Here is an 18,394-nt window from a genome sequence, read left to right as displayed (position 1 = left end):
CCTCCGATGGGGCGGCCCTACCCGCATCCCCCTTTTCAGACAGAGGAAATCAGACAATGGCCGATATCACCGCAGCGATGGTCAAGGACCTGCGCGAAAAAAGCGGCGCGGGCATGATGGACTGCAAGAAGGCCCTCAACGAAGCCGCTGGCGACATGGACGCCGCGCTGGATTGGCTGCGCACGAAGGGCCTGGCGGCCGCGCAGAAGAAGTCGAGCCGTACCGCAGCCGAAGGTCTGGTCGGCGTCGCCACCAGCGGCACCGTGGGCGCTGCCGTCGAAGTGAACTCGGAAACCGACTTCGTCGCCAAGAACGACCAGTTCCAGGCGTTCGTGAAGGACGTGACCGCGATCGCGCTGAAGACCAGCGACGACGTCGAAGCGCTGAAGAACGAAGCGATGCCGCAGGGCGGCACTGTCGCCGAAGTGCTGACCAACAATGTCGCGACCATCGGTGAGAACCAGTCGCTGCGTCGCGCCAAGCGCCTCGAAGTGTCGAAGGGCGCCGTCGTGTCCTACGTCCACAACCAGCAGGCCCCGGGCCTGGGCAAGATCGGCGTGCTGGTCGCGCTGGAGTCGGAAGCCGCCGACGACGTGCTGCAGTCGCTGGGCCGTCAGCTGGCGATGCACATCGCCGCTGCCTTCCCCAAGGCGCTGAACGAGGAAGACCTGGACGAGGCCGAGATCGAGCGTGAGCGCGCGATCGCGACCGAAAAGGCCGCCGAATCGGGCAAGCCCGCCGACATCATCGCCAAGATGGTCGAAGGCGGCATCGCCAAGTACCGCAAGGAGCACGCTCTGGTCAGCCAGCTGTTCGTGATCGACGGCAAGACCAAGATCAGCGACGTCGTGGCGAAGGCCGGCAAGGACGCCGGTGCCGAGATCAAGCTGGTGGACTATGTCCGCTTCCAGCTGGGCGAAGGCATCGAGAAGGAAGCGTCGGACTTCGCGGCCGAAGTGGCCGCCGCGTCGGGCGTTCCGCAGAAGGCGTAATGCCTCGCGCCGTTCCGTGATGGGACGGTAAGGGTAGAGGGGAGTGGCCGCCGCGAGGGGGCCGCTCCCTTTGCGTTTGGGGTCTCTCCAAATCCTCCCTGAGCTATGCTCGGGGAGGGGGACCATCGCGCCAGCGATGGTGGAGGGGCGTGACGGACCGGCCATGCCCCTCCACCACGCCCTGCGGGCGCGGTCCCCCTCCCCAAGCACAGCTTGGGGAGGAATGGGTTTACCGTTCGCCCAACCTGAACGCGGGGCGGGGCAATGGATCGGGGCGGCTTGCCCATTGTCCCACGAAAATCCCCGCAACCCGCCGCTCCATGGTTGCCCGCTGGCCGGTCGCCGCCTAAGGTCCGCGCCACTTTCATCACCAAGATCCGAGAAACGATGACCACCCCGCGCTTCAAACGTATCCTTCTGAAATTGTCGGGTGAGGTCCTGATGGGCGAGGGTGGCCTCGCCATCTCGCCGGAGATCACCGCGCGCGTCGCGCAGGAGATCGCCGATGTCCGCGCGCAGGGCTATGAGCTGTGCATCGTCGTGGGCGGCGGCAATATCTTCCGCGGCCTGTCGGCGGCGGCCAAGGGGATCGAGCGGGCGACCGCCGATTATATGGGCATGCTGGCGACCGTGATGAACGCGCTGGCGGTGCAGAACGCGCTGGAACAGATCGGCGTCGATACCCGCGTCCAGTCGGCCATCCCGATGTCGAGCGTGTGCGAACCCTTTATCCGCCGCCGTGCCGAGCGGCATCTGGAAAAGGGCCGCGTCGTGATCTTCGCCGCCGGTGTCGGTTCGCCCTTCTTCACCACCGACAGCGGTGCCGCGCTGCGCGCCGCCGAGATGAAGTGCGATGCGCTGTTCAAGGGCACCAGCGTCGACGGCGTCTATGATGCCGATCCCAAGAAGGTGCCGACCGCGACCCGCTACGAAACCGTCACCTTCTCCAAGGTGCTGTCCGACGACCTGAAGGTCATGGACGCCTCGGCCATCGCGCTGTGCCGCGACAACAATATCCCGATCGTCGTCTTCAACATCCGCGAACATGGCAATTTCGGTGCCGTGCTGTCGGGCCAGGGTGTGTCGACGATCGTCCAGAACGCAGGAGCTTAAATCATGGCAGCCTATGACAAGTCCGACCTCGAGCGCCGTATGCAGGGCGCGGTCGAATCGCTGAAGCACGACCTGAACGGTCTGCGCACCGGCCGCGCCTCGACGGCGTTGCTCGATCCGGTGACGGTCGAGGTATATGGCAGCCACATGCCGCTGAACCAGGTCGCCACCGTCTCCGCGCCCGAACCGCGCATGCTGTCGGTGCAGGTGTGGGACAAGTCGAACGTGTCGTCGGTCGAAAAGGCGATCCGCTCGGCGGGTCTGGGCCTGAACCCGATCAATGACGGCCAGACGCTGCGCCTGCCCATCCCCGACCTGACCGAGGAGCGCCGCAAGGAACTCGCCAAGCTGGCCGGCAAGTATGCCGAGGGCGCCCGCATCGCGGTGCGCAACGTGCGCCGCGACGGCATGGACAGCCTGAAGGTCGACGAGAAGAAGGGCGTCTTCGGCGAGGACGAGCGCAAGCGCCACGAGACCGAGGTGCAGAAGCTGACCGACGCCACCATCGCCGAGCTGGATGCGGCTGCGGCGGCCAAGGAAAAGGAAATCCTGGGCAAGTGAGTCCTCCGGCCGCCTCGGCCCAGACGGCTCTGGGGTCGCTGGTGGCCGTGCCCGATACGGGTGCGGTCCCGCGTCACGTCGCGATCATCATGGACGGCAATGGCCGCTGGGCCAAACGCCGTCTGCTCCCCCGCTTCGCCGGTCACAAGGCCGGGGTCGATGCCGTGCGCCGGATCGCGCGCGCGGCACGGGCGATGGGGATCGAGGCGCTGACGCTCTACGCCTTCTCGTCGGAGAATTGGCGGCGGCCCGAGACCGAGATCAGCGACCTGATGGGCCTGTTGCGCATCTTCCTGCGCAAGGACCTGGCCGAGCTGGTGTCGGACAATGTCCGGTTGCGGGTGATCGGCGACTATCGCCGCTTCCCCGCCGACCTCGTGGCGCTGATCGACGATGCGATCGAGCGTACGGCGGCCAATAGCGGTCCGATCCTCGCCATCGCGCTGAATTACGGCGCGCAGGCGGAACTGGTCGAGGCGACCCGGCGGCTGGCCCGCAAGGTCGCGGCCGGAGAGATGACGGCGGAGGCGATCACCCCGGAGGCGATCGAGGGCGAGTTGCAGACCAAAGGCCTGCCGCCGCTCGACCTGGTGATCCGCACCTCGGGCGAGCAGCGCCTGTCCAACTTCCTGCTGTGGCAGGCGGCCTATGCCGAGCTGCTGTTCGTCGACAAGCTCTGGCCCGATTTCGACGAGACGGCGCTGGCCGATGCAGTGGCCGAGTTCGGCCGACGACACCGGCGTTTCGGCGGCCTGTGACCGAGCCCAAATCCCCCAAGGCCGGAGCGCCCGAGGCGGCCCCGGCCAACCCACCCGCGTCCGGCATGTCCAACCTGACCAAGCGGGTGCTGGCCAGCATCGTCATGATCGCCGTGGCCAGCGTTTCGCTCGTATTGGGCGGTCTGGCCTTCTGGCTGCTGGCCGTCGTCGTCGCGCTGTTCATGATGGCCGAATGGTCCGACCTGTTGAAGGTCGATGCCAAGCAGAAGCGGCTGGCCCAGTTCGCGCTGTCGGTGCCACTGGCCATCATGGCGCCGGGTCTGGCCGCCGGGCCGGGCTTTTTCGCGTTGGGGCTGATCGCGGCGACCTTCTTCTTCCTGACCATCGTGTCGCGCCGCCCGGAGTTCGGGGCAGGGGCCCTTTATGTCGGGTTGCCCGTCTTCTCGCTGCTGGCGATCCGGCTGCATGACGACGGGCTGGTGCTGTCGCTCTGGTCGATGGCGATCGTCTGGGCCTGTGACAGCGGCGCGTTCTTCGTCGGGCGGCAGTTCGGTGGACCCAAGCTGGCCCCGAGCATCAGCCCGGCCAAGACCTGGTCCGGCCTGATCGGCGGTGTGGCGGCGGCGACGTTGCTGGCGGTGCTGATGCGCTGGGCGCATGGCCTGCCGTTGCATCTGGTCATCGCGACTCCGGTGCTGGCGGTGCTGGCGCAGATGGGCGACCTGTTCGAGAGCGCGTTGAAGCGGCGCGCAGGCGTCAAGGACAGCGGTAACGTGCTGCCCGGCCATGGCGGCGTGATGGACCGGCTGGACGGCATCGTGCCGGTCGCGCCGATCGCCGCGCTGCTGATCCTCCTGCCGGACCTGTTCTGATGCGTAGCGTGACCATTTTAGGCGCGACCGGATCGGTCGGCACCTCGACGCTGGACCTGATCGAGCGTGAGCCCGATCGTTACCGCGTCCGGGCCCTGACTGCCAATTGCGACGTCGCCAAGCTGGCGGCGGCGGCGAAGCGGACCAACGCCGAACTGGCGGTCGTGGCGGACGAACGCTGCCTGCCCGATCTGCGCGCGGCGCTGGCCGGAACCGAAACCCACGTGGCGGGCGGTCGGGCGGCGGTGATCGAGGCTGCGGCCCTGCACGCCGACTGGACGATGGGTGCCATCGTCGGTTGCGCCGGGCTGGAACCCGCCATGGCCGCCATCGCCAATGGCGGCACGGTGGTGCTCGCCAACAAGGAGCCGCTGGTGTCGGCGGGCGAGGTGGTGCTGGCGGCGGCGGCCAAGGCGGGGGCGACGCTGCTCCCGGCCGACAGCGAGCATAACGCCATCTATCAATGCTTCGACTTCGAACGGCCCGAGCGGGTGCGCCGGATCGTCCTGACCGCCAGCGGCGGCCCGTTCCGCCAGTCTACGACCGAAGAGATGCGCCGCGTCACCCCCGAACAGGCGGTGGCGCATCCCAATTGGTCGATGGGCGCCAAGATCTCGGTCGACTCGGCGACGATGATGAACAAGGGGCTGGAACTGATCGAGGCGGCGCGCCTGTTCCCGGTCCCCTCCGACCGGATCGAGATCGTGCTGCATCCGCAGTCGGTGATCCACTCGGCGGTCGATTATGTCGACGGCTCGATGCTGGCGCAGCTTGGGCCGTCGGACATGCGCGTGCCGATCGCGCATTGCCTGGCCTGGCCCGACCGGATGCCGACGCCGATGGCGCCGCTCGACCTGGTCGCGCTGGGGCGGATGGACTTCGCCGCGCCCGATCCGGTGCGCTTCCCGGCGCTGCGCTTGGCACGGGCCGCGTTGGAGGCGGGCGGGGCGGCTCCGGCCATCCTCAATGCCGCGAACGAGATCGCGGTGGCGGCTTTTCTCGCGCGTCGCATCGGCTTCCTCGAAATTGCCGCAATCGTCGAGGATGTTCTCCATCGCTACGACCCCGCCCCACCGGAGTCGCTCGATGCGGTGATCGCGATCGATGCGGAGACCAGGGCAATAACGGCCGAGCGCGTTGAGGATTGCGTCGTTTGATCGAAACCCCCGGCCTGTTGTTGACCATCCTGGCCTTTGTCCTTGCCCTCGGCCCGCTCGTGTTCGTGCACGAGATGGGGCATTATCTCGCGGGACGGTTGTTCGGCGTGAAGGCCGAGACCTTCTCCGTCGGTTTCGGGCGCGAGATCGCCGGTTTCACCGACAAGCGCGATACGCGGTGGAAGATCGGCTGGCTGCCGCTGGGCGGTTATGTGAAGTTCGCGGGCGACATGAACCCGGCCAGCCAGCCCGATGCCGCTTGGCTGTCGCTGCCGCCCGAGGAACGCGCCCGTACTTTCCAGGCCAAGCCGGTGTGGCAGCGCGCGATCATCGTCGCGGCGGGCCCGGCGATCAATTTCGCCGCCGCCATCCTGATCCTGGCGGGCTTCGCCTACGCCTATGGCGAGGCGGTGGTGCCGCCCGTCGTGGGACAGATCATGCCCGGCAGCGCGGCGGCAGCGACCTCGCTTCGCCCCGGTGACCGGGTGACGGCGATCGACGACCGTGCCGTCACCGACTTTGCCGATATCGCCCGCTATGTGCAGATTCGCGCCGGGGACCGGGTGACGATCGCGGCGACGCGCGGCGGCACGCCCTTCACCACCAGCGCGACGATCGGCACCGAGGAACAGCGCGACCGCTTCGGCAACAGCTATCGCATCGGCCGTCTGGGCCTGCGCGGTGCCGGTACGGTCGACGTCCGTCCGGTCAGCCTGGTGCGCGCACCCGTGGTGGCGGTCCAGCGTACCGGCGAGATCGTCCGCATGATGGTCGAGACGCTGGGCCAGGTGATTTCGGGCCGCCGCTCGGTCAAGGAACTGGGCGGACCGGTGTCCATTGCGAAAGTGTCGGGCGAGCAGATGTCGCTGGGCCTCGACGCGTTCGTTTTCTTCGTGGCGCTGGTGTCCATCAATCTGGGGTTCATCAACCTCTTGCCAGTGCCGATGCTGGATGGCGGTCATCTTCTCTTCTATGCGATCGAAGCGGTGCGGCGACGCCCCCTGGAGCCGGTGGCTCAGGAATGGGCATTCCGTGGCGGCATGATCGCGATCCTGGCCCTGATGCTCTTCGTAACGTTCAACGATCTGGGCAATTTGGGGCTGTGGAAAAATATCCGCAGCTTGATCGGCTGACGCCGATGGGGCAGGGCGCGACGACGACAGGGGTCGGTTCGACTTTTCTGGGGTGGGTTTGGTGACAGCAATGACGGGTATGAAGACTGTGCGCGCGGGCGCCATGCTGCTGGCGGGCACGATGCTGTCGGGTGTTCCCGTCATGGCGCAGACCGCGCCTGCCGCGCCGAGCGCGGGGGCCGGTGCTGCCCCGACGCAGGCCGTGGCACCTGCGCCGGTGCGCACGATCAAGACACTGCGGGTCGAAGGCGCCCAGCGTATCGAGCCCGAGACGGTGTTGTCCTACACCAAGCTGCGGGTCGGCATTCCCTATACCCCGGAAACGCTCGACCAGGCACTGAAGGATCTTCAGGCGTCCGAGCTGTTCGCCGACTTCTCGATCTCCGGTGTGGAGACGGGCGACATCGTGCTGCGCGTGCGCGAGAACCCGATCATCAACCGGGTCATCCTGGAGGGCAACAAGCGCCTGAAGGAAGACAAGATCAAGAAGGAGATCAAGCTGTCTCCCCGCCAGATCTTCACCCGGACCGCGGTTCGCCAGGACGTGGCGCGTATCGTCGAGCTGTACCGCCGCCAGGGCCGGTTCGGCGCGGTGGTCGAGCCCAAGATGGTCAATCTCGACCAGAACCGCGTCGACGTGGTGTTCGAGATCAGCGAAGGGCCGAAGTCCAAGGTCCGCCAGATCAACATCATCGGCAACGAGAAGTTCTCCGACGACGAACTGCGCGGTGCGATGTACACCAAGCAGTCGCGCTGGTTCCGTTTCCTGTCCTCGGCCACCAGCTATGACCAGGATCGCCTGGCCGCCGACCAGCAGAAGCTGCGCCTGTTCTACCTGACCAACGGCTATGCCGATTTCCGGGTGACGAGCGCGGTCGCCGAGCTGACGCCGGACAAGAAGGACTTCATCATCACCTATGTGGTGGAGGAAGGCCCTCGCTATAAGTTCGGCGACGTGAAGGTCGACAGCCAGATTCGCGACTTCGACAATGAGAAGCTTGCCCAGTCGCTGCCCATGAAGAAGGGCGACTGGTACAATGCCAAGCTGATCGAGGACTCGATCGACAGCCTCAGCCAGACGGCGGGCCTGTTCGGCTATGCCTTCACCGATGTGAACCCCGACTTCCAGCGTGACAAGGACACGCTGACGATGGCGATCACCTTCAACATCGCCGAGGCCAAGCGGACCTATGTCGAGCGGATCGACATCAACGGCAACACGCAGACGCAGGACAAGGTCGTCCGCCGCGAAATCCGCGTGGCCGAGGGTGACGCCTTCAACAGCTTCCAGGTCCGCCGCAGCCAGGATCGCATCAACTCGCTCGGCTATTTCCAGGAAAAGCTGGAGATCAAGCAGAACCCCGGCTCGACGCCCGACCGCATCGTGCTGGAGACCAATGTCGAGGAACAGTCGACCGGTTCGCTCCAGCTGTCGGCCGGTTACTCGTCGCTGGAACGCTTCATCATCCAGGCGAACATCACCCAGCGTAACTTCCGCGGCAAGGGCCAGGAACTGCGCGCAGGCGTGAACTATTCGGCCTATTCCAAGTCGATCGAACTGGGCTTCACCGAGCCTTATGTGTTCGACAAGAATATCGCGCTGGGCGTCGACGTGTTCCGTCGCGACTTCAATTCGTTCAACTATCTGGGCACCACGCGCCAGACGACCTACAGCCAGGTGTCGACCGGCTTCCAGGTGCGCGCGGGCGTGCCGCTGACCGAATATTGGTCGCTGTCGGGTCGTTACGGCCTGACCTATGACCAGGTTGGCCTAGACGCGTCGTTCTTCAACGCGGACGGGACCTGTAACTTCCAGCAGGCGGGTCGCTATCTCTGCGACTCGATCGGCAATCGCTGGACCTCGTCGGTCGGCTACTCGCTGATCTATGACAGCCTGAACAGCCGCCTGCGTCCGACGGCGGGTCATCGCTTCTCGTTCAGTCAGGACTTTGCCGGTCTGGGCGGCGACGTGAAGTATATCCGCACCCGCGCGGAAGGCGCCAAGTTCAAGGGGCTGGGCAAGGGCTTCGTCTTCTCGATCCTGGGTGAGGGCGGTTACATCCACTCGCTCGAGGGCAGCCGTGGTCCGGGCATCGATCCGGTTCGTATCGTCGACCGCTTCTATCTGGGCGAGCCGCAGTTCCGCGGCTTCGACATTCGCGGCGTCGGTCCGCGCGTGCTGCGCGTGCCCTATGTCATCGGCAACGACGGCAGCCAGTCGCTGAGCAAGGACCGCCAGCAGTTCGTCGACGACGCACTGGGTGGCCGCGCTTACTATCTGGCGCGTGCGGAGCTGGAAATCCCGTTGGGTTCGGGTGCGCGTGAGATGGGCCTGCGCCCCAGCGTCTATGTCCAGGCCGGCAGCCTGTGGGGCGTCACCCGCCCGCTGGCCTCGCTCAACTTCCCGCAGGCGAAGGACGCCAACGGCAATCCGCTGTTCAACAAGGACGGCTCGCCGACGCTGGCGCCGGTGGCGCAGACCGATGCACAGGGGCGCCCGCTGTTTCAGGTGCCTACCAATGACAGCACGACGGCAGACAAGACGGCGGGCCTCACCACCACCTGCCAGACCGGCTACTCCGCGACGCTGGGTGGCGCCTGCTCCGGCGGGACGGCCAACATCGCGCTTCAGAACACCAACTATGCCCAGGAACAATTCTATCTCGGCACCTGGAAGCCGCGCGTGTCGATCGGCATCGGTGTGAACTGGAATTCACCATTCGGACCGCTGCGCATCGACCTTGCCAAGGCATTGGTTACGCAGCCGGGCGACGACCCCAAGCTCATTACTTTCAACGTAGGGACGCAGTTCTGATGAAGACGATTTCCAAGCTCCTCCTCGCGGCGGCCCTTGTCGCGCCGGCCGCGACCGTCGCCACCACCGCCAGCGCCCAGGTGAACGGCGTCGCCGTGGCCGACCCGCAGGGTGCGATCGCCGGTTCGCGTGCCTGGGCCGCCGCCCGTCAGCAGATCGAGACGACCTACAAGGCGCAGCTCGACCAGGCCGAAACCCGCCGCACCGCGCTCGGCCGTGAGCTGGAGCCGCTGGTCCAGGCGTTCCAGACCGCCCGCGCCGCGCCGAACGCCAACGAAGCCGCGCTGCGCACCCAGGCCCAGTCGATCCAGGCCAAGCAGCAGGCCGCCGAGCAGGAACTCGGCCGTCTGACCCAGCCCGCCGTCCGTGCGCAGACCTATGCGGTCGAGCAAATCCAGGCGCGTCTGGGCGAAGCGGTGCAGAACGCCGTGCGCGCCAAGAATGTCAGCCTGCTGGTCAGCCCGCAGGCCGTGCTGTTCATGCAGCCGACCGCCGACATCACGTCCGCGGTGACGGCGGAATTGGACAAGCTGGTCCCGACCGTCAGCATCACGCCGCCCGCCAACTGGCAGCCCGGCCAGCAGGGTCAGCAGCAGGGCGCTGCCCCCGCCGCTGCCGCTCCGGCCGCCGCCGCCCCGGCGCCTGCCCGTCGCCAGAACAGCGGCCGGTAATATCCCGGTGAGCGATGTCGTGAACGAAGAGGCGAAGACCGTCATCGGCCCGATGGACGTGACGCGGGTCATGGCGGCGATCCCGCACCGTTACCCGATGCTGCTGGTCGATCGTGTCGAGGAGCTGGTTCTCGACACGTCGATCCGCGCGGTGAAGGCGGTGACGATCAACGAGGCCTTTTTCCAGGGTCACTATCCCGGCCGTCCGATCATGCCGGGCGTGTTGATCGTCGAGGCGCTGGCGCAGGCCGCCGGTGTGCTGGGCGTGGAAAGCCTGGGCCTCGCGAATTCGGGCAAGCTGGTCTATTTCATGTCGATCGACGGCGTGAAGTTCCGCAAGCCCGTCGAGCCCGGCGTGCTCCTGCACCTGGAGGTCGAGTTCGTGTCGAAGCGGACCCGCGTCTGCAAGTTCGCAGGGGTCGCCAAGATCGACGGCGTCGTCGTCGCGGAAGCCAATTTCACCGCGATGATCGCCGATCCGCCCGCAGAAGCGTAAGCGACCGTCACGGGCTTTTGACTAACGGGGCGCGGTCCGCTATGGGCCGCGCCTTGAGCTTGAAGGCTGGTCGGAACCAGCCATTTTCCGGAGCAATATCATGAAGACCGATACGCATCCCGACTATCACATGATCAAGGTGCAGATGACCGACGGCACCGTGTTCGAAACCCGCTCCACCTGGGGCAAGGAAGGCGACACGATGCAGCTGGACATCGATCCGCTGGCGCACCCGGCCTGGACCGGCGGTCGCGGCACCATGCTGGACACCGGCGGTCAGGTCGCGCGCTTCAACAAGCGTTTCGGCGGCGGTCTCACGCTCCGCAAGTAATCGCTTCCGGCCTCATCGCCGGACGATCGAAGGACCCGGTGCTTCCCACGAAGCGCCGGGTTTTTCGCGTCCGCCGGAGAAGGGGAGGGCGGAATAGGTTTGCAGTATGTTAACCAGCGGTGTTTAGGGTGAAGCCATGTTCGCCGCCGAATTCGAACCTGCCGAATTTGCCAATCGCCGCCGCTCCCCGCGTACGGCGACCGCGCTGGACACCGATCTGGGACGTGGCGGACTCGACCGCGCACTGTGCCGGGTCACCGACATTTCCACCACCGGCGCGCGTCTCCAGACCTATACCGAATTGCGTCGCGGCCTGAAGATCTGGTTGCGCCTGCCCCATGTCGGCGAGGTCGAGGCCAAGATCGTGTGGGCGTCCGACTTTTCCGCCGGTTGCCATTTCCAGACGCCATTGACGCCTGAGGCGTTCGGCATACTGGCCCCGATGACCGCCTGATCCGTTCCATCGGCTGGTCAGTGCATGGCGAGTGCGCTAGACGAGGCAAAAGCCGTAACAATTGGAACGATCTTGACGCTCTCCGCCATTCCCGTGGGTACGCCGCGCAGCGAGGACAGTATCGCTGCGGTCAGCGTGACCGAGCTGTTCACGATCGGCATCGGCCCCTCCAGCTCGCACACGGTCGGCCCGATGCGCGCGGCCAAGGCATTCGCGGTCGAGATGCTCGACACCGGTCTGATCCCCGACCGGGTGCAGGCCGAGCTGTTCGGATCGCTCTCGCTGACCGGGCGCGGGCACCATAGCGACCGGGCGGTGCTGCTGGGCCTGGCGGGCGAGACGCCCGAACGGGTCGATCCCGATGCCATCGATGGCTTGCTCGGGAGGATCCATGAGACGCGGCAGTTGATGCTCGACGGACGCCACCCATTGCCCTTCGATCCCGAACAGGACCTGCTGTTCCGGCCCGGCTTCCTGCCCGCGCATCCCAATGGCATGGTCTTCACCGCCTTCCTGCCCGATGGCAGTTCGGTCGTCCGCCGCTTCTATTCGATCGGCGGCGGCGCGATCCGGATGGAGGGGGCCGAGCCGATGCGGACCAACCGGCGGCTGGCGCATCCCTTCGCCTCGGGCGCCGAATTGCTGGAACGGACCGACGAAACCGGGCTGTCCATCGCCCAGATCGTTCGCGCCAACGAGGCCGCATGGCGCGAGGACGCCGATACCGACGCGTTCCTGGACCGGGTGCGCGACGCCATGTGCGCCTCGATCGAGCGGGGCTGCGCCGCCTCAGGCATCCTGCCGGGCGGGTTGAAGGTTCAGCGCCGCGCGCAGGCGATCCGGCAGAAGCTGCTAGACCGGGGACCGCGCACCGATCCCAGCCTGGTGTTCGAATGGGTCAGCCTCTGGGCGCTGGCGGTGAACGAAGAGAATGCGGCGGGCGGCCGGGTCGTGACCGCGCCGACCAATGGCGCGGCAGGCGTCATTCCGGCGGTGCTGCGTTATTACGAAACCTTCGTCCATGGCGCGACGCGCGACGGGGTGCGTACGCTGTTGCTGACGGCGGCGGCGGTGGGGATGCTCTACAAGAAGCGGGCGTCGATCTCGGCCGCCGAGATGGGGTGCCAGGGCGAGGTCGGCGTCGCCTGCTCGATGGCGGCGGCGGGGCTGGCGGCGGCCTTGGGCGGCTCGCCGGCGCAGGTCGAGAATGCCGCCGAGATCGGCATGGAGCATAATCTGGGGCTGACCTGCGACCCGATCGGCGGGCTGGTCCAGATCCCGTGCATCGAGCGCAACACCATGGGTGCGATCAAGGCGATCAACGCCGCCTATCTGGCACTGCACGGTGACGGCAAGCACATCGTCAGCCTGGACCAGGTGATCGAGACGATGCGCCAGACCGGCGAGGACATGAAGTCGCAATATAAGGAAACCAGCCTCGGCGGTCTGGCGGTCAACGTCGTCGAGTGCTGATTACTTCCCCGCCGCCCAGCGTACCGCGTTGGTCAGGATGCGGCGGTAATCGGGATCGTCGTACAGCTGTGGCTCATGCCCCAGTGCGGAATAGAAGACCCGGCCCTTGCTACGAGGGTTGATCCACATGACGGGATGCGCTGCCCCCATGCGCAGCGTCTCGCCGGGACGGTAGCTGGCCTCATCCACCTGCGCCAGGATGGTCATGCCGTGCGTCGCGGGGTTGCTGTCGAAACTGTACCATTCGTCGCGCGGGGTCCACGGCGTCCGTACGCCTGCCATGATCGGATGGCGGGGCTGCACGATGTCGACGCGGGCGGGCTGGATATGGTCGTCGCCGTTCGGATGGCCGGTGAAGGTCGTGCCGATGATTGTGTCGACATACCAGGGCGCCTTGTGACTGTTGTCACCCGCCGCGTGGAGCGCGACCACGCCCCCGCCGCGTGCGACGAAACGGGCAAAGGCGGCCTGCTGCTCGGGCGTCAGGAAGTCGCCGCTGGCGCTGTTCAGGACCACCACGGAGAAACGGGACAGCTGATCGTCGTTGAAGACGGCGGCATTTTCGGTGGTGAAGCTGGGGCGGTGCAGTTGCTTGGCGATGGCGGCCAGGACTGCGTTGGAATGCGGGATATGCTCGAAATGCCGCCAGCCATTGGTCTTGGAGACGATCAGCACGCCGTGGCTAAGCCCGGCGGGCAGGGTGGGGGCGACGGTGTCGACGACCCTGGGCGGCAGATGCGGGTCGGACGGCGCCTGCGTCACGGCGACCAGCGCCATCATCATCAGCGTTTTCAGCATCATCCGTCTCCCTTTTGGGGGAGCGTAGCAAATCCTCCCCGGCACGGGGAGGGGGACCAGCGAAGCTGGTGGAGGGGGATCGCCGCGAAGGTCGTCCCTTGAGGAAGCCCCCCTCCGTCAGGCCTGACGGCCTGCCACCTCCCCGGACCGGGGAGGATCGTTATCAATCCGCCGCGATGGGGCCGTCATGCGGCTTGGGCCGCCGGGTGAACCAGGTCAGTCCCGCCAGCACGATGCATAACCACGCCGACACATAGAAGATGTCGGTCGATGCCAGCAGATAGGCCTGGCCCACCATCTGCCGCGTGACGGCGGCGGCGGCCTGGACGTCGGTCAGGCCCAGATGATTCAGGCCGTTCTTCGCCATCTGCCACACCGGGCCTTGGCCGATCGCCTCGGACAGATGGGCCTGATGCATTGCCTCGCGCCGGTCCCACATGGTCGTGGTCAGCGAGGCGGCGAAGCTGCCCGCCGTGATGCGCGCAAAGTTCGAGATGCCGGTCGCCGAGGGGATGCGCGCCTGCGGCACGCCGTCCAGCGCGATGGTCAGCATGGCGAGGAAGAAGGTGCTCATCGCAATGCCCTGCACCATCAGCGGCAGCACGAAGTCGCTGAAACCCGCCTGCGTATTCAGGCCCGAGCGCATCCAATAGGAGAGACCGAAGGCGGCAAAGGCGATGGTCGCCATGATCCGCGCATCGACCTTGCCCGACAGTCGCGCGACGATGGGGGTCAGCACCACCGCCACCGCCCCGCTCGGCGCGGCAACCAGGCCCGCCCAGGTCGCGGTATAGCCCAGCTGCGTCTGGAGCCAGAGCGGCAGCAGCAGGGTGTTGGCGAAGAACACAGCATAGCCCAGGCAGAAGGCGAGCGTCCCGATGCTGAAATTGCGGCCCTTGAACAGCGACAGGTCGACCGCCGGATTGGCGTCGGTCAGCTCCCAGATCAGCCAGGCGATAAAGCCGACGACGGCGATCACCGTCATCACAACGATCCGGGTCGAGTTGAACCAGTCGTCATTCTTGCCCAGGTCCAGCATCATCTGAAGCGCACCGACCCAGACGACCAGCATGATCAGCCCCACCTTGTCGATCGGCAGGTTGCGGGTCGGGGTTTCGCGGCTCGACAGCCCGCGCCAGCACACGCCCGCGCAGAACAGACCTACGGGGACGTTGATGAGGAAAATCCAGCTCCAGTGGTAATTGTCGGAGATGTATCCGCCCAGGATCGGCCCCATGATCGGCGCGACCAGCGTGGTCATCGACCAGATGCCGAGTGCGGTGGACCGCTTTTGCGGCGGGAAGATCGAGATCAGCAGCGCCTGACTGCCCGGGATCATCGGCCCCGATACCGCGCCCTGAAGGATGCGGAAGCCGATCAGCGAGGACAGGTTCCAGGCGATGCCGCACAGGAACGACGCGATGGTGAACAGGAAGACCGAGACGCAGAAGGTCCGCACCACCCCGAACTTGCCCATCAACCAGCCGGTCAGCGGCACCGCCACGCCGTTCGCGACGGCAAAGGCGGTGACGACCCAGGTCGAGTTGTCCGAACTGACGCCCAGATTGCCCGCGATGGTGGGAAGCGAGACGTTGGCGATGGTCGAGTCGAGCACCTGCATGAAGGTGCCCAGCGCCAGCGCAAAGGCGACGAGCGCTAGCGCCGGGCCTTTCAGCGGCGCCGGGGATGCCCCCGCGCCACCTTGAGCGGAGGCCCCGGCCATCAGCGATTGGCCGCGATGATCTGTGCGATGCGCGCCTCGATCGCCGGGTCCTTGCCATCGGTGCCGCTGGTGCTGTCGACCTGGGTCGCGGCCGAACCGATACGCGGCCCGCGCTGGTCGGCGGTATCGACCGTGACCGTCGCCGACAGGCCGACCCGCAACGGGTTCTGGCGCAACTCATCGGCGTTCAGGCCGATGCGCACCGGCACGCGCTGGACGATCTTGATCCAGTTGCCGCTGGCATTCTGCGGCGGCAGCAGCGCGAAGGCGTTGCCGCTGCCTGCACCCAGGCCGATGACCTTGCCGTGATAGACGGTCTTGCCGCCGTAAATATCGGCGGTGATCGTCGCGGGCTGGCCGATGCGCAGGTCCTTGAGCTGGGTTTCGCGGAAATTGGCGTCGACCCACAGCCGGTCGAGCGGCACCACGGCCATCAACGGCGTACCCGCCGCGACCTGCTGGCCGACCTGTACCGTACGCTGGGCGACGACGCCGCTGATTGGCGCGACGACGTGCATATGGCCGCGCATGATGGCGGCGCGGCGATAGGCGGCGATGGCGGCCATCACGGCGGGGTTGGTGCCGACATCGGTGCCCTGCACGGCAGTCCGTGCCTGCGCCGCCTGGGCGCGGGCAAGGGCGAGGTTCGCATTGGCGACCTTCACCGCGTCGGCGGCATGGGACAGTTCCTCGCCCGAGACCGCGCCCTCGGCGGCGGCGCCCTGGCGACGCACATAGTCGGCGCGGGCGCGGGTCAGCTCGGCCTGGGCCTGGACGATGGCGGCGCCGCTCTGGTTCACCTTGGTGAAGTCGGCGCGGGTCGCGCGCACCGCGCGGGCCAGCTCGGCGGCGGCGGAGGCGAGGCCGACATCGGCCGTCGCGGGATCGAGATCGATCAGCGGCTGGCCTGCCTTCACCGTCTGGGTGTTGTCGGCATGGATGGCCAGCACCTGCCCCGGATCGCGCGCGGTGATCGCCACCACGTCACCCGCGACATAGGCGTCGTCGGTCTCTTCCTCGGGCTTGGCAAGCAGGAAGTGGAACACCGCCCAGACGATGGCGGCGATCACCACCACGACGATCAGGATGGTCAGGCCCAGGCGGCGCGCCTTGGGCTTGCCGCCGGTCGGCGCCTGGGTCGTCGGAGCGGCGGGGGAGGGGGGGGCGGCTTCGGTGTCGCTCATTGCGTGATACCCTGCGAAGAAGAGGAGAAGCCGCCCCCAAGGGCGACGGCCAGCGCGATGCGCGCCTGGACGGCGTCGGCGGCGAGATTGGCGTCGGCCTGATCCGACTCCAGCTGACGGATGTCGGGATCGATCAGGCCAAGTTGCGATTGCAGCCCGCTCGACACGCGGATCGCGTTCAGGCGGCGGGTTTCGGACAGGCCGCGCGTCACCTCGGCCTGGCGCGCGCGCTCGGTGGCGACGGTACGGCTGCGCGTGACGGCATCGGCCGCCTCGCGCACCGCGCCGACGACGCGGTTGTTATAGTCGGCGGTCGCCAGGTCGAGCGCGGCGGTCGCGCCCGCCAACCCGGCGCGCAGCCGTCCGCTGTCGAAGATCGGCAGATGGATCGCCGGGCCCGCCGCCGCCGTCGCCGCATCGGCGGTGAACAAATTGCCCAGGCCGACCGCCTGGAAACCGGCCAGCGCGGTCAGGTTGATATTGGGCAGGAACGCCTTGCGCGCGACCTCCTGTCCCTTGCTCGCGGCATCGATCCGGGCGAGCGCGGCGGCGATGTCGGGGCGACGGGACAGCAGGTCGGCGGGCACGGTGGCGGGGATGGGCAAAGCGGCATCGAAGGCGAGCTTCGTCGGCGCGATGGTCGCGGGATAGTCCAGCCCGCGTCCGGCCAACGCCGCCAGGGCGTTGCGCGACAGCGCGGCCTGCGTCTCGGCGCGGGCCAGTGCCACCCGTGCCTGGGCGAGAAGGGTCTGCGCGCCGGATGCGTCGATCTGGCTGGCCAGCTGGTGCCGGATGCGTGTCTGGATCAGCCCCAGCGAGCGGGTGCGGGTCGCGATCGTCTGGCGCGCGATCGCCGCCTGCCGCTCGGCCCGGGCCAGTTCGACATAGGTCTGCGCGACCGACCCGGCCAACGCCAGCCGCGCCGCCGTCACGTCGAGCGCGGCGGCACGGGTGGAGGCGCGGGCGGCGTCGATCGCGGCGGCCTGTCGCCCGAACAGGTCGATGGTCCAGTTCAGATTGGCCTGCGCCTGACCAAGCCACTGGGTCGTCCCCGCATAAGGGGGCGGGATGATGTAGCGGCCGGACAGCCGGTTATATTGCTCCTGCGCGTCGAGCGTCACCGAGGGTCCGTCATCGGCGCGGCGGGTGGCGAGCACCGACTCCGCCTGCCGCAACCGGGCCAGCGCGATGTCGAGCGAGGGATTGCCGCTCAGCGCGTCGCCGACGATCCGGTCGAGCTGCGCATCGCCCAAGCCCCGCCACCAGTCGGCGGCGACCAGCGGGGCCTGTGCATCGCCCAATCCCAGCGTCTCGGGCGAGGTGGCCGTGATGGCGGGATGCGCCTGCGGCACCGAACAGCCCGCCAGCAGCAGCCCGGTCAGAAAGGCGAACCGCTTCATGCCACCGTCTCCAGCTTGTTGCGCAGGCGCAGCAGGTCGCCGACAAAGCGCTCGACCTCTTCGGGCGACCAGTCGGCCAGCCATTCGTTCCACTGTCCGATGACCTTGACCTTGCAACGGGCGGTGACTTCGCGCCCCGCCTCGGTCAGCGACAGGCGAACGACACGGCGATCCTCGGTACAGCGGCAGCGTTCGATCAGGCCGCGCTCTTCCAGCGTGTCGACGATCCGCGTCGTCGCGCCGGTGTCGTGGCAGAGATGGCGGGCCAGCTCCGCCGCCGTGCCGCCCACGCCATGGTGCAGCGCCATCAACGCGCTCCACTGGACATGGGTGACTTCTTCATCGGCGAAGACCGGCTCCAGACCGATCCGGGCAAGCTGGTACACACGCTTCGTGAGATACCCCACCGAGCGTTCGGGATCGAAGGGATCAGGCGTATCGGATGTCATATTGCTGCCATGGCAATGATTGCCTGGGCAGTCAATTCTCGTTGCGAAGATGA

The 18,394-nt window shown here is 67.1% G+C and carries 18 protein-coding genes; 13 read left to right on the top strand and 5 right to left on the bottom strand.

Annotated elements, in window-relative coordinates; genetic code table 11:
• Positions 1-56: 56 nt before the first annotated feature.
• The 13 genes from tsf to ASF14_RS20135 all read left to right on the top strand — a co-directional run bounded on the left by tsf (position 57) and on the right by ASF14_RS20135 (position 12,787).
• On the top strand, positions 57-992 hold the full coding sequence (gene tsf, locus ASF14_RS20195; RefSeq protein ID WP_056439660.1) for a translation elongation factor Ts: 936 nt from the start codon (positions 57-59) through the stop codon (positions 990-992).
• A gap of 387 nt (positions 993-1,379) precedes the next feature.
• Positions 1,380-2,105 carry a UMP kinase gene (gene pyrH / locus ASF14_RS20190; RefSeq protein ID WP_056439658.1) on the top strand — a complete coding sequence of 242 codons (726 nt, stop codon included), beginning with the start codon at positions 1,380-1,382 and terminating at the stop codon, positions 2,103-2,105.
• A 3-nt stretch (positions 2,106-2,108) separates the two neighbouring features.
• Positions 2,109-2,666: a ribosome recycling factor gene (gene frr / locus ASF14_RS20185; protein WP_042487694.1), complete on the top strand. Its 558-nt coding sequence runs from the start codon at positions 2,109-2,111 to the stop codon at positions 2,664-2,666.
• 41 nt (positions 2,667-2,707) lie between these two features.
• Entirely contained in the window at positions 2,708-3,424 is a 717-nt protein-coding gene (locus ASF14_RS20180) for an isoprenyl transferase (RefSeq protein WP_156361347.1), read from the top strand.
• 65 nt (positions 3,425-3,489) lie between these two features.
• Positions 3,490-4,257 (top strand): phosphatidate cytidylyltransferase, encoded by a 768-nt coding sequence (locus tag ASF14_RS20175; RefSeq protein ID WP_056439842.1) that lies wholly within the window; start codon positions 3,490-3,492, stop codon positions 4,255-4,257.
• On the top strand, positions 4,257-5,414 hold the full coding sequence (gene dxr / locus ASF14_RS20170; protein WP_056439652.1) for a 1-deoxy-D-xylulose-5-phosphate reductoisomerase: 1,158 nt from the start codon (positions 4,257-4,259) through the stop codon (positions 5,412-5,414). The genes ASF14_RS20175 and dxr overlap by 1 nt, the downstream gene beginning before the upstream one ends.
• Positions 5,411-6,547: an RIP metalloprotease RseP gene (gene rseP, locus ASF14_RS20165; protein ID WP_056439650.1), complete on the top strand. Its 1,137-nt coding sequence runs from the start codon at positions 5,411-5,413 to the stop codon at positions 6,545-6,547. The genes dxr and rseP overlap by 4 nt, the downstream gene beginning before the upstream one ends.
• A 70-nt stretch (positions 6,548-6,617) precedes the next feature.
• Complete coding sequence (bamA, locus tag ASF14_RS20160; RefSeq protein ID WP_056439648.1) at positions 6,618-9,362, top strand: outer membrane protein assembly factor BamA; 2,745 nt, start codon at positions 6,618-6,620, stop codon at positions 9,360-9,362.
• Entirely contained in the window at positions 9,362-10,033 is a 672-nt protein-coding gene (locus tag ASF14_RS20155) for an OmpH family outer membrane protein (protein WP_056439645.1), read from the top strand. The genes bamA and ASF14_RS20155 overlap by 1 nt, the downstream gene beginning before the upstream one ends.
• 52 nt (positions 10,034-10,085) lie before the next feature.
• Positions 10,086-10,529 carry a 3-hydroxyacyl-ACP dehydratase FabZ gene (fabZ, locus tag ASF14_RS20150; protein ID WP_042487765.1) on the top strand — a complete coding sequence of 148 codons (444 nt, stop codon included), beginning with the start codon at positions 10,086-10,088 and terminating at the stop codon, positions 10,527-10,529.
• A 100-nt stretch (positions 10,530-10,629) separates the two neighbouring features.
• Positions 10,630-10,860 (top strand): 50S ribosomal protein L31, encoded by a 231-nt coding sequence (gene rpmE / locus ASF14_RS20145; protein WP_042487709.1) that lies wholly within the window; start codon positions 10,630-10,632, stop codon positions 10,858-10,860.
• A gap of 136 nt (positions 10,861-10,996) precedes the next feature.
• Positions 10,997-11,314 (top strand): PilZ domain-containing protein, encoded by a 318-nt coding sequence (locus ASF14_RS20140; protein WP_056439642.1) that lies wholly within the window; start codon positions 10,997-10,999, stop codon positions 11,312-11,314.
• Between the two features lie 72 nt (positions 11,315-11,386).
• Complete coding sequence (locus ASF14_RS20135) at positions 11,387-12,787, top strand: L-serine ammonia-lyase (protein ID WP_082442389.1); 1,401 nt, start codon at positions 11,387-11,389, stop codon at positions 12,785-12,787.
• On the opposite strand, the gene ASF14_RS20130 is transcribed toward ASF14_RS20135, so the two are convergent.
• From ASF14_RS20130 to ASF14_RS20110, 5 genes are all read right to left on the bottom strand, one after another.
• The gene (locus ASF14_RS20130; protein ID WP_056439639.1) at positions 12,788-13,588 is read right to left on the bottom strand and encodes a ThuA domain-containing protein; all 801 of its coding nucleotides are present in this window, start codon (positions 13,586-13,588) and stop codon (positions 12,788-12,790) included. It abuts the gene before it with no gap.
• A 160-nt stretch (positions 13,589-13,748) separates the two neighbouring features.
• The gene (locus ASF14_RS20125) at positions 13,749-15,308 is read right to left on the bottom strand and encodes a DHA2 family efflux MFS transporter permease subunit (RefSeq protein WP_056439637.1); all 1,560 of its coding nucleotides are present in this window, start codon (positions 15,306-15,308) and stop codon (positions 13,749-13,751) included.
• Positions 15,308-16,492: an efflux RND transporter periplasmic adaptor subunit gene (locus ASF14_RS20120; RefSeq protein ID WP_056439634.1), complete on the bottom strand. Its 1,185-nt coding sequence runs from the start codon at positions 16,490-16,492 to the stop codon at positions 15,308-15,310. The genes ASF14_RS20125 and ASF14_RS20120 overlap by 1 nt, the downstream gene beginning before the upstream one ends.
• Positions 16,489-17,892 carry an efflux transporter outer membrane subunit gene (locus ASF14_RS20115; protein ID WP_056439631.1) on the bottom strand — a complete coding sequence of 468 codons (1,404 nt, stop codon included), beginning with the start codon at positions 17,890-17,892 and terminating at the stop codon, positions 16,489-16,491. The genes ASF14_RS20120 and ASF14_RS20115 overlap by 4 nt, the downstream gene beginning before the upstream one ends.
• Positions 17,889-18,341 carry a MarR family winged helix-turn-helix transcriptional regulator gene (locus ASF14_RS20110; RefSeq protein WP_056439627.1) on the bottom strand — a complete coding sequence of 151 codons (453 nt, stop codon included), beginning with the start codon at positions 18,339-18,341 and terminating at the stop codon, positions 17,889-17,891. The genes ASF14_RS20115 and ASF14_RS20110 overlap by 4 nt, the downstream gene beginning before the upstream one ends.
• Positions 18,342-18,394: the final 53 nt, after the last annotated feature.

Source organism: Sphingomonas sp. Leaf257, from assembly GCF_001422185.1.
Taxonomy (GTDB): Bacteria; Pseudomonadota; Alphaproteobacteria; order Sphingomonadales; family Sphingomonadaceae; genus Sphingomonas; species Sphingomonas yabuuchiae.
The sequence above is the reverse complement of the archived record's forward strand: the minus strand, read 5'-3'. Positions and strand labels throughout refer to the sequence as shown.